The sequence below is a fragment of the Streptomyces sp. 1331.2 genome (assembly GCF_900199205.1).
Lineage (GTDB): Bacteria > Actinomycetota > Actinomycetes > Streptomycetales > Streptomycetaceae > Kitasatospora.
Genome location: NZ_OBMJ01000001.1, coordinates 2,617,073 through 2,629,845, shown reverse-complemented (window position 1 = coordinate 2,629,845; position 12,773 = coordinate 2,617,073). Strand labels below are relative to the sequence as shown.

The window sequence follows — 12,773 nt, the reverse complement described above, 5'->3', positions numbered from 1 at the left end:
GTTATTCTTACCGAAACTCCCGAGTAATCGGGCGTTGCATGAGCCTAGGAGCCCACGTTGGCTGAGCTGCACGTCGAGCTGGTCGCAGCCGACCGCAAGGTGTGGTCCGGCGCGGCCACCATCGTCGTCGCCCGTACGGCCTCCGGTGACACCGGCATCATGCCGGGCCACACCCCGGTGCTGAGCGTGCTGGAGACCGGTCCGGTCACCATCCGCACGGTGGACGGCGGCACCGTGATCGCCGCGGTGCACGGCGGCTTCATCTCCTTCGCCGACAACAAGCTGTCTCTGCTCGCGGAGATCGCCGAGCTGGCGGACGAGATCGACGTCGCGCGTGCCGAGCGCGCACTGGAGAAGGCCCAGTCGGACCTGGACGCGCACGCCGAGCGGCGTGCCGAGGTCCGGCTGTTCGCGGCGCGCGGCCTCAAGGCCCACGTCTGAGTGTGCCGGACCCCGGCTTGGCGGGGTCGACCGACGGTCCCGGGGACGCGCGAGCGTGACCCCGGGACTGTCGTCGTAGTTGGTAGGTCAGCGCGGTCGCTTGATACGACCGCTACGGGGAACGCGGGTAGCGAGGAGGTAGGTGAGCATGGTCCTCGCGCTTGTGGTGTGTGCGGCGGTCGTGGCCCTGGGTGTGATCGGCCTGATGGCCTTCGCCGTGCGCCGCCGCCTGATCCAGCGGGTGGGCGGCACGTTCGACTGCAGTTACCGGCTCAAAATGCCCGCGGACGCCTCGACGCAGCCCGACCTCGACGAGAACGGCAAACCCACCTCCGCCCCGGTCCCCCCGACCGACGGCAAGGGGTGGGTTTTCGGTATCGGCCGGTACAGCGGCGACTCGATCGAGTGGTTCCGGGTCTTCTCGTACGCCCCGCGCCCGCGCAAGGTGCTGCCGCGCCGGGAGATCGAGGTGCTCGGCCGGCGCTACCCGGAGGGCCAGGAGGAGCTGGCGCTGCTCTCCGGCTCGGTGGTGCTGCGCTGCCTGCACAACGGGGCGCCGCTGGAGCTGGCGATGAGCGAGGACGCACTGACCGGCTTCCTCGCCTGGCTGGAGGCGGCCCCGCCCGGGCAGAGGGTTAACGTCGCCTAACCCGCCGGGCTAGGGTGGCCGCATGGTCAATCTGACGCGCATCTACACCCGTACCGGCGACGACGGCACCACCGCGCTCGGCGACATGAGCCGGACCACCAAGACCGATCCGCGGCTGATCGCGTACGCCGACGCCAACGAGGCGAACGCGGCGATCGGGGTGGCCCTCGCGGTCGGGGGGCTGCCGGAGGACGTGGCGGCGGTGCTGGTCCGGGTCCAGAACGACCTGTTCGACGTCGGCGCCGACCTGTCCACCCCGGTGGTCGAGGACCCGAAGTACCCGCCGCTGCGGGTGCTGCAGTCCTACGTCGACCGGCTGGAGGGGGACTGCGACCACTACCTGGAGCAGGTGGAGAAGCTGCGCAGCTTCATCCTGCCCGGCGGCACGGCCGGCGCGGCCCACCTGCACCTGGCCTGCACGGTGGTGCGGCGGGCCGAGCGCTCCACCTGGGCGGCGATCGCGGAGCACGGCGACACCGTCAACCCGCTGACCGCGAAGTACCTCAACCGGCTCTCCGACCTGCTGTTCATCCTGGCCCGGGTGGCCAACAAGGAGCGCGGGGACGTGCTCTGGGTGCCGGGCGAGAACCGCTAGAGCCGGTCGGCCGGGGCCTTCTCCTCGGCCACCACGCGGCCGTTCTCGACCCGGACGCCCTCCGGCGCCTCCTTGGGCCAGAGCGAGAAGCAGCCGGCCACGACCAGGTTGACCACGGCCGCGATGCCGAGCTTCCAGTACCACTGGGCGAAGGTGTCGTAGTGGGCCGAGCCCGCGGAGAGCGGGACGAGCAGGGTGATCAGGCTCAGCGTGATCGCGGCGGAGACGACGGTGCGGCCGGCGACCTGCCACTCGTACCTGGTCCGCTCCGGGCCGTACTTCGGCGAGGGCAGCGGCTTGGGGCCGCCGGCGAAGCGGTGCAGGAAGTGCCGGTCGGCCCAGCGGACCAGCGAGGGGCCGTAGCCGACCGAGAAGCCGGCGTAGCTCGCGGCGAGCGCGTGCACCCAGCTCGCCTCGGCGCCGCCGCGCAGGTTGAGCACGGTGAGCGCGTACAGGGCGAGGTCGACCGCGGGGAGGCCGAGCAGCAGCACGGTGCTGGTGCGCTGCCACCGCAGCAGGTAGCGGGCGGAGAGGGCGAGGCCGAGCACGATCCACCAGGAGATCTCGGCCGCGACGATGAGGGTGACGATCACGTTCTGCTCCAGGGCGTTCGGCGGTGCCTCCAGCCTCGTGCGCGGGTGCGCCCGTGTCGTCGTCGTGCGGTGCCGTCCGGGCCTGCATCTTTCGATGTAGCGGCCTCCTCCGTGGACCCGAGCCGGGTGGGCCGCCGGGAATGGTGGGATGGGGACGTGCTCCTACCGTCCGTCCCCCCGCGCCGGCTCGACCGGCTGATCGCCCTGGCCGGGCTGCTCGGCGGCGCCGTGCTGATCGCCTTCAAGGTGTACGACCGGGCCGACCGCCTGCCGCTGTGGGCGGTGGCGCTGCCGATGCTGGTGATGGCGGGGCTGGAACTGGTCCGGCGGACCCGGCCGGTGCTCGCGGTGACGGTGGGCGGGCTGGCCTTCGCGGCCAGCGTGTTCTCCGGCAGCCTGCTGGCGACGATGATCATGTACACCGATCTGCTGTACGCGGCGGTGCTCTACGGCACCCGGCGGATGTCGCGGGTGCTGCACCTGACCGGCGGCGCGACCGTGCTGGTGCTCTCCGGCCTGGCCTGGTACGCGGGCGGCACCGCGGCCGGACTGCTGATCGTGGTGGTCGGCTCGCTGGTGTTCCTGGCCCCGGTGTGGACCGGCGACCTGGTGCGCAAGCACCGGCAGGAGGCGGAGACCGAGCGGCTGCGGGCCGAACAGACCGCGCTGCTCTCGGAGCTCGACCGCCGGGAGGCGGTGGGCGCCGAACGGGCGCGGATGGCACGGGAGTTGCACGACGTGGTGGCCAACCACCTGTCGGCGATCGCGATCCACGCCACCGGCGCGCAGTCCGTCGCCCGGCGGCGGAGCCTGCCCGAGGACGACCCGCTGGTGGAGGTGCTGGCGGTGATCCGGGAGAACAGCGTCCAGGGATTGGCCGAAATGCGTCGCATGATCGGACTGCTCCGGGACAGTGGCGGGGGAGAGGTCGACGAGTCGTACGCGGCGCCCGACCTGGCCGCGGTGGACGCCCTGCTGGCGAAGGCCCGGGCGGCCGGCCGGGACGTCGGGCTGGACTTCGAGCTGGCCGAGCACGGTGAGCGCGGGCAGCTGCCGGTGCCGGTCGGGCTGGCCGCGTACCGGATCGTCCAGGAGTCGCTGACCAATGCGCTCAAGCACGCCGCGCCCGGACTGGTCCGGCTGCGGCTGGAGTTCGGGCCCGAGGACCTGCGGATCGCCGTCGACAGCCCGTACCGGGACGAGCCCGGCCGCGGACTGCCCGGCGCCCGGGCCGGATTGGTGGGCATGGCGGAGCGGGCCGGACTGCTCGGCGGCAGCTTCGAGGCCGGACCGAAGGACGGGTACTGGAGCGTGCGCGCGGTGCTGCCGCGGGCGCAGGAGAGCGAGGGGCGGGCATGACGATCCGGGTGCTGGTGGCCGAGGACCAGGCGGCGGTACGGGCGGCGCTGGTGATGATCCTGCGCGCCGAGCCGGAGTTCGAGGTGGTCGGGCAGGCCGCCGACGGCGAGGAGGCCGTCCGGCTCGCGCTGGAACTGCGGCCGGACGTGGTGCTGATGGACGTGCAGATGCCCCGGCTGGACGGCGTCTCGGCGACCCGCGAGGTGGTCGCCGCCGGGGCCGCCCAGGTGCTCGTGCTGACCACCTTCGATCTGGACGAGTACGTCTACGGGGCGTTGCGCGCGGGTGCGGCCGGGTTCCTGCTCAAGGACCTGGAGGCGGACACCCTGGTCGAGGGCATCCGGACGGTGGCGCGCGGGGACGGCATGCTGGCGCCCTCGGTGACCAGGCGGCTGATCGGGGCCTTCGCCCGCCCGGAGCGGCAGGTCGGGCCGGAGGCCCGGGAGGCGGTGGCCGGGCTGACCGGCCGCGAGCGGGAGGTGCTGGCCTGCCTCGGGACGGGGATGTCCAACGGGGAGATCGCGGCCCGGCTGGAGATGGCCGAGGCGACCACCAAGACGCATGTCAGCCGGATCCTGGCGAAGCTGCGGCTGCGCAGCCGGGTGCAGGCGGCGATCCTCGCCCAGGACCTCGGACTGACCATCTGACCGTCCGACCGTCCGACCCTCCGATCGGCTACTTGGGCGGCTGACCAGGTCGGTTGCAGATCACACTCTCGATTGCTATTGCGGGCGGGATCCGGGCACTAGAGTCCCGGGGACGAGCGATGCGGCTCTCCGGCGGTCACCCCTGCCCTGAGCCGCCTTCAGGGCCCGCCCGCGAGGCGGCGACGGCATCGGGAGACCCAGCCATGAGCAACGCGTCCAGCAAGCAGATCGCCGTGATCGGTGCCGGCCTGATGGGTGCCGGCATCGCCCAGGTCTCCGCCCAGGCCGGCCACCCGGTGGTGCTGCGGGACGTCACCGAGGAGGCGCTGCAGCGCGGCCTCGCGGGTATCCGCGCCTCCTACGAGAAGTTCGTCGCCAAGGGCAGGCTGAGCGCCGAGGACGCCGAGGCCGCGCTGGGCCGGATCACCACCACCACCGACCTGGGCGCCGTCGCCGAGGCCGACATCGTGGTCGAGGCCGTGTTCGAGCAGCTGGAGGTCAAGGAGGCCGTCTTCCGCGAGCTCGACAAGCTCGCCAAGGACGGCGCGGTGCTGGCTTCCAACACCTCCGCCATCCCGATCACCCGGATCGCCGCCGCCACCCGGCGCCCGGAGTCGGTCGTCGGCGTCCACTTCTTCTCGCCGGTCCCGATGATGAAGCTGGTCGAGCTGGTCCGCGGCTACAAGACCAGCGACGAGACGCTGGCCACCGTCCGCGCCTACGCCGAGGGCATCGGCAAGGAGGTCGTGGTGGTCAACCGCGACGTCGCCGGCTTCGTCACCACCCGCCTGATCACCGCGCTGGTCGTCGAGGCCGCCAAGCTGTACGAGTCGGGCGTCGCCACCGCCGAGGACATCGACACCGCCTGCCGCCTCGGCTTCGGCCACGCGATGGGCCCGCTGGAGACCGCCGACCTGACCGGCGTGGACATCCTGCTGCACGCCGCCCGCAACATCTACACCGAGACCCAGGACGAGAAGTTCGCCGCCCCGGAGCTCATGGCCCGCATGGTCACCGCCGGCGACCTGGGCCGCAAGAGCGGCCGCGGCTTCTACCCGTACGAGGGCAAGTAGCCGACGGGGGCGAACGACCGGGCGGGCCGTGCGATCGGAGCATCGTGCGGCCCGCTCCACCGAGGGCGGGTGAGTTTCCTCACGCCGGGTGCCGCAGACGGGTGATTTGGGCGGTAATCGAGCGTAGGTGTGGAGGCTTCCTGCGTATATTCCCTCGGACGAGTGAAGTTGCTTCAGATCCGGCCGGAACCAGCAACCTGCGGAGCCGGTACACCGTCAGATGAGGGAACCCGGCATTCCGACCGGGTCCGGGTGTCAGGGCCACGGCCCGCCCGGAACGCCCCCCGCTCCCGCACCCGGTACGGCCGGGGCGGACCCGCCCCGCACAGGCCGTCCAGGCGAAGGAGGAGAGCATGCGCATCACCGGCGACCACAGGGCGCTGGCCATCGAAGGCCGCCTCGACGTGCGCACCGCTGCCGACGCGCGGGCCCGACTGCACCAGGCCGTGGACGGCGGCTTCGGCGACCTCGTACTCGACCTCGCCCGGCTGGAGTTCTGGGACGCCACCGGCCTCGGCGTGATCATGGGCACCCACCGGCGGGCCGGCCGGATCGGCCGGCGCCTGGTGCTGCGCTCAGTCCCGGCCCAGCTCCAGCGGCTGCTGGTCGCCACCAAGCTGCACCGCATCCTCGCCGTGGACGGCGGCATCGCCGAGGCGCACGGAGTCGCGCTGTAACGTTCCTGGTCAGCGCCGCCCACCGGTCTCCGGCCCCGGTCCGCCCTGCACGGGCGGGCCCGGATGTGCGAGAGTCTGCCCGTCAGAAGACGGCGACAGGCCCCGAGACCGCCCGCGGCCGCGACCGGGACGTCAGCCGGTCGGTGCGGAGCGCCGGCGGCCGAGCACGATGCGGAGCAGAACGTGGCACAGCCATCCGGGGAGTTCCGGCAGGAGGCGGTCCGCACCCGCGGCGGTGAACTGGTCTCCGGCGCCCTGCTGGTGGGGGTCGGCGCCCCGGAGGGCTCGGAGGCCCGGCCCTGCCCCGAGGAGTGGCGGCCCCGCCCGCGCCGGATCGGACGCAGCGAGCCCGCCCGCGGCCCGGTCGGCGGCGTCGGCCGGGCCGTCGGCCCGCTCGCGCTCGGCGCCGGACCCGCCGACCTGCCGCTGCTGGACCGCGAGGCCGACATCGCCGAACTGCTCGGCCTGCTCGCCGAGGGCCGCTCGATACGCCTGGTCGGCCAGGCCGGCTCGGGCCGCAGCGCGCTGCTGTCGGCCGTCGCCGAGGCCGCCGCCGACCTCGCCCCCGGCGGAGTCGTCCAGCTCTGCGGCCACCGCCGCACCGCCGCCGACCTGCTCCAGGACCTCTTCGCCGCCACCCACCACGCCCCCGGCTTCCGGCCCGATCCGGCGCAGCTGGCCGCCCACCTCGCCGAGGTCGCCGCGGTCGTCGTGATCGACGAGGCCGAGCCCTCCGGCGCCGAACTGGAGCACCTGCTCGCCACCGCCCCCGGCTGCGCCTTCCTGGTGTCCGTCGCCCCGGGCAGCCCGCCGCCGGCGGCCGGCTCCCGGATGCAGGACCACCTCGTCGCCGGGCTCTCCCGCTCCGCGTGCCTCGCCCTCACCGGCCGGCTGGCCGGACGGCCGCTGGACGTCGCCGAGAAGGCCTGGGCGGTGGACCTCTGGTTCGAGTCCGAGGGCCTGCCGCTGCGCTTCGTCCAGGCCGCCGCCCTGCTGCGCCAGCGGGACGTCTCGGTGGACGCGCTGGTCGCCGCCGAGGACGACCGGATGGACGTCTTCGGCGCGGTCGAGGAGCCCGTCCGCGACGCCGACCCGGCGATCCGCGAGGACGCGTTGCGCCGCACCGTCCCGCTGCCCTCCGTCGCCGAGACCGCCTCGCCCGCCGTCCGCCTCGCCGAGGGGCTGAGCGAGCCCGCGCGGGCCGTGCTGCGGCTCGCCGTCGCGCTCGGCGGCGAGTGCCCCACCGCGCCGCACCTGCCCGCGTTGATCGACGTCGGCCAGGGCGAGGCCGCCCTCGCCGAACTCGCCGACGCCGGGCTGGCGGTGTCCATCGGCGGGCACCACCGGCTGACCGCCGGCGCGCTCGAACTGCTCGCCCCGCACTGGCCGCCGCTCGGCTGCGTCGACGGCGCCGCCCAGCATTTCGCCTGGTGGGTCGGGCACAGCTCGGTGACGCTGGAGCAGATCGCCGCCGAGGCCGAGGTACTGATCGGCGTCCTGCTCGCCGACCGGGACGCCGGACGCCACGAGGCGGTGGTCAAGCTCGCCCGCGCGGCGGCGCCGGCACTGGCGCTGGCACTGCGCTGGGGCGCCTGGGAGCGGGTGCTGCAGCTCGGCCTGGAGGCGGCCCGCCGGGCCGGCTCGCCGATCGACCAGGCCTGGTTCCATCACGAGGCGGCCGTGCACGCGTTCTGTGTCCAGCAGCCGTCCCGGGCCGTCGCGGAGCTGGAGACGGCACTGACCCTGCGGGCGACCGCGGGGGAGCAGCGCGGGGTCGCCTCCGCGCGCCGGATGCTCGACCTGCTGCGCGCCGACGGACGGCAGCTGCCGCCCGCCGCGCCCGCCGCGGCGCCCAGCCGGCCGGTCATCCGCAAGATCGCGGCCCGAGTGCCGGCCCGGCTGAAGTCCAGCCGGCGGCGCCGGGTGGTCGTGGTCTCCACGGCCGTCCTGACCCTCGGGGTGCTCGGGACGGCGGTGGCGATGAGCTTCAGCGGGCCGCAGGACCGTACCGGCAAGGACCCGCACAGTGGCCGGCTGGACGACGGCAGCGCCCAGGACGCGCCGTTCCCGCAGCCCTCCGGCAGCGGCACCGGCCCGGCCGCGCCCGGCACGGTGCCGGGCAGCCCGGCGGCGCAGAGCGGCAGCGCGGAGCCCTCGGCGAGCGGCAGCGCGTCGCGTTCGCCGAGCGCCACGGCGTCGAAGAAGCCGAGCTCCTCGCCGGGGGCGACCGAGTCGCAGGCCCCGCAGCAGCCGCAGCCGCCCGCACCGGGCCAGCCGCAGCCGCCGGCGCCGCAGCCGGGGCAGCCTCAGCCGACCTGGCCGCAGCCGACGAAGACGGCGCCGAGCCAGTCCACGAGTCCGGTGCCGACCCCGAGCAACCCGACGACGTCGCCCTCCGCGACGCCGACGACCCCGAGCGGGACGGCCACCTCGACCTCCGGGACCTGACCGGTCAGAACAGCTTGAGCTTGTCGTCGTCGATGCCGCGCAGCTCGTCGTAGTCCAGGACCACGCAGCCGATGCCCCGGTCGGTGGCCAGCACGCGGGCCTGGGGCTTGATCTCCTGCGCGGCGAAGACGCCCTTGACCGGGGCCAACAGCGGGTCCCGGTTGAGGAGTTCGAGGTAGCGGGTGAGCTGCTCGACGCCGTCGATCTCACCGCGGCGCTTGATCTCGACGGCCACCGTGGCGCCGTCGGAGTCGCGGCAGAGGATGTCGACCGGGCCGATCGCGGTCGGGTACTCGCGGCGGATGAGCGACCAGCCGGCGCCGAGCACCTCCATCCGGTCCGCGAGCAGCTCCTGCAGGTGCGCCTCGACGCCGTCCTTGATCAGGCCCGGGTCCACCCCGAGTTCGTGGGAGGAGTCGTGCAGCACCTCCTCCAGCGTGATGATGAGCTTCTCGCCGGCCTTGTTCTCCACCGTCCAGACCCCGTCGGCCTCCTTCAGGGCGCACGGCGGGGACATCCAGTTGAGCGGCTTGTAGGCGCGGTCGTCGGCGTGGATGCTGACGCTGCCGTCGGCCTTGACCAGGATGAGCCTGGTGGCGGAGGGCAGATGGGCGGAGAGCCGACCGGCATAGTCGACTGAGCAGCGGGCAATTACGAGACGCACGGTCGACCACGCTAGCCCACCGGGGCCAGTTGATGCGATTCCGCGACGACGGGGTGAAGAAAGCGCGAACCCCGCGAACATGGAGGTTCAGCGGTTCCGCTCCCTCCGTCGGGGTCTGGCGCCCATCCCCTCGGGTCGCTACGGTGTGTGACGGCACGCTTGCGGGATCGTTGTCAACGGGGACGGAGACTTCAGATGAACGATCCGACAGGATCCGGCCAATCTGGTTCACCACGGCGTAATTCCGAAGCAATCCACAGGAACGACCGGCCTGTTCCGCCGTTGACTGCCACGCTGTTCTGAGCGCTGTCGGTGTTCGGGACGTCACGTCCCGTGCCGCAGCGGCTGGTCGCGAAGGTGCCGGAAACGCCTGTCCCACGGCGTTCCGGACACCCCACACGATGTCGCCCACCCTCACCTGAGCTTGGACTACGCACGACCACCCGGGCGCCGCGCGGGTGGACCGCGAGAGGAGAATCCATGTCGCTCGACGTCTCACCGGCCCTGCTGGAGAAGGCTGAGCGGGGCGAGGTCGACGAGCGGGAATTCGTCGACTGCGTCCGCGTCTCCCTGCCCTACGCCTGGGACCTGATCAGCTCGCTGGTCGCCCAGGCGAAGGTCGACGGCACCGACTTCGCCGACAACCACGTGCCGCCGCCCAGCGAGCAGGCCCGTGGCCAGCTGCTGCGCGCCCTGGCCAGCGACGCCATCCGGGGCGCCCTGCAGCGCCACTTCGGGGTGCAGCTGGCCTTCCAGAACTGTCACCGGGTGGCGGTGTTCCTGCCGTCGGAGGCCAACGAAGCGCGGTACACGCGCTTCACCTCCGTCCGGGAGCAGCTGCTCAACCAGTCCGAGGAACTGCGGGACTGCTGAACGGCGGTACCACCGCCACGGCGCCGGCCGCCCCCGTCCCCCGGTTGCGGGGGAGGGGGCGGCGGCGTTGCGGTCGCCCCGGCCGCCATTGCCCCGGTCGCGGTCACGCCAGTTGCGGCAGCACCTCGGAGCCGAGCCGGGCGATGTTGTGCAGGGTCGCGTCCTGGTCGCCGCTGCCCTCGGCGAGCAGCGCGAAGCGGCGGATACCGGTCCGCTCGGCGGTGGCCAGCAGCCGGTCGGCGCACTGCCGCGGGGTGCCCACCGCGTGCAGGTCGCAGAGGAGTTCGGTGTACTGGCGCGCGTCACGCATCTTGCGCTCGCGGCCGTCCACGGTGCGGTGCGCGCCCAGCCCGAGGTCGAACCAGCCGGGCATCGCGTTCAGCAGGGTGGAGCGGGCCGCCGCGGCGCGGTCGTCGACCTGCGCCACCCCGGCGGCGACGTGCCGCCGGCTCACCCGGCGCAGCTGTTCCTCGCTGCGCCCGGCGGCCAGCCAGGCGGTGCGGTACAGCTCCAGCATCCGCAGCTTGTCCTCGTCCCCGGAGTGCATGCCGAGCAGCATCGGCAGGCCGCGCTCGGCGGCCAGCCTGACCCCGCCGGGGGAGGTGCAGGCGACCACCACGGGCGGACCGGCCACCGGCCGTCCGGTGACGGTGAGCTCCTCGCCGAGGCCGTCCTCGTCCTGGCGCTGGCGCGGGAAGCGCACCGTGCCGGGACGCTCGCCGAGGCCGAGCCAGCTGCTCAGGGCGGGCCGCCGCACCGGTTCGGTGGCCCGTGGGACCACCGCCACCTCGGGGAAGGAGAACTGGGGGCCGTCCGCGCCCACCCGGGAGCCGCGCAGCCAGCGCAGCAGCAGGTCCAGCCGCTCCGGGAAGCCGTGCTCGAAGGCGTCCACGCCGTCGCCGAACACGTCCAGGTCGATCCACGGCCCGCCGCGGCCGACCCCGAGCGTGAAGCGCCCACCGGAGGTGAGGTGCAGCAGCGCGGCCTGCTCGCCGAGGGCCACCGGGTGGCGGGTGGAGAGCACGCTGACCGCGGTGCCGACGCCGATCCTGCGGGTACGGCCGAGCAGCAGCCCGGCCAGCGTGGCGGCGTCCGGGCAGACCCCGTACGGCACGAAGTGGTGCTCGGCCAGCCAGACGCTGTCCAGGCCTGCGCGTTCGGCCTCGACGGCGGAGTGGACGGTGCGCTCCAGCGCCTCGCCGTGGCTCTGCCCGGGGAACTGCGCGGACAGCAGGAACAGGCCGACCCGCACCGGCGCGGTGTCGGCCGGCCGTGTCCCGGCGCGCTGGGCCGTGGGCAGTGGCTCGCCCGCGACGGCCGTCACCGGGGGGACGGAGGTCAGCGACGGCCCGGACGCGGGCGGCCGGACCCCGACGGGTCGACGGGTCTCGGCACGGGCACTGGTCTTGGTCATCCTTGGGCCTCCTCGGGTGCGCGCAGGGTCTGCGGGCCCCGCCTCTCCCCCTGTGGGTATCCGATGTCATGTGCCAATGGCACGCGGAGACCCGAATTTCCCCGATGATCGGGTGGATCTCGGCAAAAACACCGGAGCGCCCGACGGAGCCGTGATAGTGGCCGAACGGGAGGCCGGGCGGCCGTAGGCTGGAACGACCGAGAGCCCCCGGAAGAGAGGCAGTCCGCCGTGTCGCCGCGCCGTAACCGGATCAAGAGCGCCGCCCCCCAGGAGAGCATCGAGCCGACCGCCCCGCTCGGCGGTTCGCTGCGCCGCACGGAGAGCTATCAGGGCGACGACTGGGTGGTCCAGACGGTCGCCGGGACGTCCGGACGGTCCTACCGCTGCCCGGGCTGCGACCAGGAGATCCCGCCGGGCATGGGCCACGTGGTGGCCTGGCCGATGCACGGCGCGGGGGTGGACGACCGGCGGCACTGGCACCGGGCCTGCTGGGGAGCGCGGGAGCGCCGGGCCTCCAACGTGCTGCGAGGCCGCGGCGCTCCGCGGTACTGACGGCCTGTTACCGACTCCCTTACGCGTCCCGCTTCTTGAGCACCAGCGCGCCGCCGGCCAGGGCTGCGGCCGTCCAGGCGAGGCAGATCAGGAAGCCGGGCCACGGCCCGTAGGGCTGGCCGTGCTGCTCGTACACCAGCAGCATCCGCGAGCCCGCGTAGTCGGGGAAGTAGTGGGCCAGGGTCTTGACCTTCGGCACCGCCGAGAGGATCGGCGAGAGCAGGAAGAAGAACGGCACCAGCACGCCGAGTGCCAGCGTCTGGTTGTGCAGCATGGTGGTGACGCCCGCCGAGAACAGGCAGAGCATCGTCAGGTACAGCGCGGCGCCGAAGACCGCGCGCAGCACGTGCGGTTCGCCGAGGGTGGTGGAGTGCGAGCCGAGCAGCGCCTGGCCGACGAAGAAGGTGACGAAGGCCGTCACCAGCGAGACCACCAGGGCGAGCGCGCCGAGCACCGCGGCCTTGCCGCCGAGCAGGGTCGCGCGCTGGGGGACAGCGGCCAGGGTGACCCGGATCATGCCGCTGCTGTACTCGTTGCCGATCGCCAGCACGCCGAAGACGATGATGGCGAGCTCGCCGAGCATGATGCCGGCGAAGGCCGTGCCGGTGGCGTCGAACGGGGTCTGCTCGTTGCGGCGGAACTCGGTGAAGTTGTTGTTGGTGAGCAGGGACAGCAGCGCGCCGATGCCGACGGTGACGACGAAGGTCAGCGCGAGCGTCCAGACCGTCGAGCGGACGCTGCGGATCTTCGTCCACTCGGAGCGCAGGATCGCCGGGAAGGACGCCATC

At 73.5% G+C, this 12,773-nt stretch carries 14 protein-coding genes; 10 read left to right on the top strand and 4 right to left on the bottom strand.

What is annotated here, in order from left to right; all coding sequences use genetic code 11:
- The first annotated feature begins 57 nt into the window (after positions 1–57).
- The 3 genes from CRP52_RS11005 to CRP52_RS10995 all read left to right on the top strand — a co-directional run bounded on the left by CRP52_RS11005 (position 58) and on the right by CRP52_RS10995 (position 1,685).
- A complete protein-coding gene (locus tag CRP52_RS11005) occupies positions 58–441 on the top strand; it encodes a F0F1 ATP synthase subunit epsilon (RefSeq protein WP_097236228.1) in 384 nt (127 codons plus the stop codon).
- 148 nt (positions 442–589) lie between these two features.
- Entirely contained in the window at positions 590–1,090 is a 501-nt protein-coding gene (locus CRP52_RS11000) for a DUF2550 domain-containing protein (protein ID WP_030057523.1), read from the top strand.
- 22 nt (positions 1,091–1,112) lie between these two features.
- Entirely contained in the window at positions 1,113–1,685 is a 573-nt protein-coding gene (locus tag CRP52_RS10995) for a cob(I)yrinic acid a,c-diamide adenosyltransferase (protein ID WP_097236227.1), read from the top strand.
- Here the strand turns inward: CRP52_RS10995 and CRP52_RS10990 are convergent.
- The gene (locus CRP52_RS10990) at positions 1,682–2,278 is read right to left on the bottom strand and encodes a hypothetical protein (RefSeq protein ID WP_179852757.1); all 597 of its coding nucleotides are present in this window, start codon (positions 2,276–2,278) and stop codon (positions 1,682–1,684) included. The genes CRP52_RS10995 and CRP52_RS10990 overlap by 4 nt on opposite strands.
- A gap of 156 nt (positions 2,279–2,434) precedes the next feature.
- Between CRP52_RS10990 and CRP52_RS40430 the strand changes: the two genes are divergently transcribed.
- The 5 genes from CRP52_RS40430 (at position 2,435) to CRP52_RS10965 (ending at position 8,482) form a co-directional block, all read left to right on the top strand.
- Positions 2,435–3,637: a sensor histidine kinase gene (locus CRP52_RS40430; RefSeq protein WP_259470398.1), complete on the top strand. Its 1,203-nt coding sequence runs from the start codon at positions 2,435–2,437 to the stop codon at positions 3,635–3,637.
- Positions 3,634–4,284, top strand: a complete 651-nt coding sequence (locus CRP52_RS10980; RefSeq protein WP_097236225.1) for a response regulator — start codon at positions 3,634–3,636, stop codon at positions 4,282–4,284. The genes CRP52_RS40430 and CRP52_RS10980 overlap by 4 nt, the downstream gene beginning before the upstream one ends.
- 203 nt (positions 4,285–4,487) lie before the next feature.
- Positions 4,488–5,357, top strand: coding sequence for a 3-hydroxyacyl-CoA dehydrogenase family protein (locus CRP52_RS10975; protein WP_097236224.1), 870 nt, complete (start codon positions 4,488–4,490; stop codon positions 5,355–5,357).
- Positions 5,358–5,710: 353 nt separating this feature from the next.
- The gene (locus tag CRP52_RS10970) at positions 5,711–6,034 is read left to right on the top strand and encodes an STAS domain-containing protein (RefSeq protein WP_097236223.1); all 324 of its coding nucleotides are present in this window, start codon (positions 5,711–5,713) and stop codon (positions 6,032–6,034) included.
- A 183-nt stretch (positions 6,035–6,217) separates the two neighbouring features.
- Positions 6,218–8,482, top strand: coding sequence for an ATP-binding protein (locus CRP52_RS10965; RefSeq protein ID WP_097236222.1), 2,265 nt, complete (start codon positions 6,218–6,220; stop codon positions 8,480–8,482).
- A gap of 4 nt (positions 8,483–8,486) precedes the next feature.
- On the opposite strand, the gene nucS is transcribed toward CRP52_RS10965, so the two are convergent.
- A complete protein-coding gene (gene nucS, locus CRP52_RS10960) occupies positions 8,487–9,146 on the bottom strand; it encodes an endonuclease NucS (protein WP_030057515.1) in 660 nt (219 codons plus the stop codon).
- A 480-nt stretch (positions 9,147–9,626) separates the two neighbouring features.
- On the opposite strand from nucS, the gene CRP52_RS10955 reads away from it, so the two are divergent.
- Entirely contained in the window at positions 9,627–10,019 is a 393-nt protein-coding gene (locus CRP52_RS10955) for an SCO5389 family protein (RefSeq protein WP_097236221.1), read from the top strand.
- A gap of 103 nt (positions 10,020–10,122) precedes the next feature.
- Here the strand turns inward: CRP52_RS10955 and CRP52_RS10950 are convergent, their stop codons facing one another.
- Positions 10,123–11,271: an LLM class flavin-dependent oxidoreductase gene (locus tag CRP52_RS10950; RefSeq protein WP_097240001.1), complete on the bottom strand. Its 1,149-nt coding sequence runs from the start codon at positions 11,269–11,271 to the stop codon at positions 10,123–10,125.
- A gap of 390 nt (positions 11,272–11,661) precedes the next feature.
- Between CRP52_RS10950 and CRP52_RS10945 the strand changes: the two genes are divergently transcribed.
- Complete coding sequence (locus tag CRP52_RS10945; RefSeq protein WP_097236220.1) at positions 11,662–11,985, top strand: ATP/GTP-binding protein; 324 nt, start codon at positions 11,662–11,664, stop codon at positions 11,983–11,985.
- Between the two features lie 19 nt (positions 11,986–12,004).
- Here CRP52_RS10945 and CRP52_RS10940 read toward each other — a convergent pair whose 3' ends face one another.
- Complete coding sequence (locus CRP52_RS10940; RefSeq protein WP_097236219.1) at positions 12,005–12,772, bottom strand: ABC transporter permease subunit; 768 nt, start codon at positions 12,770–12,772, stop codon at positions 12,005–12,007.
- Position 12,773 lies beyond the last annotated feature (1 nt).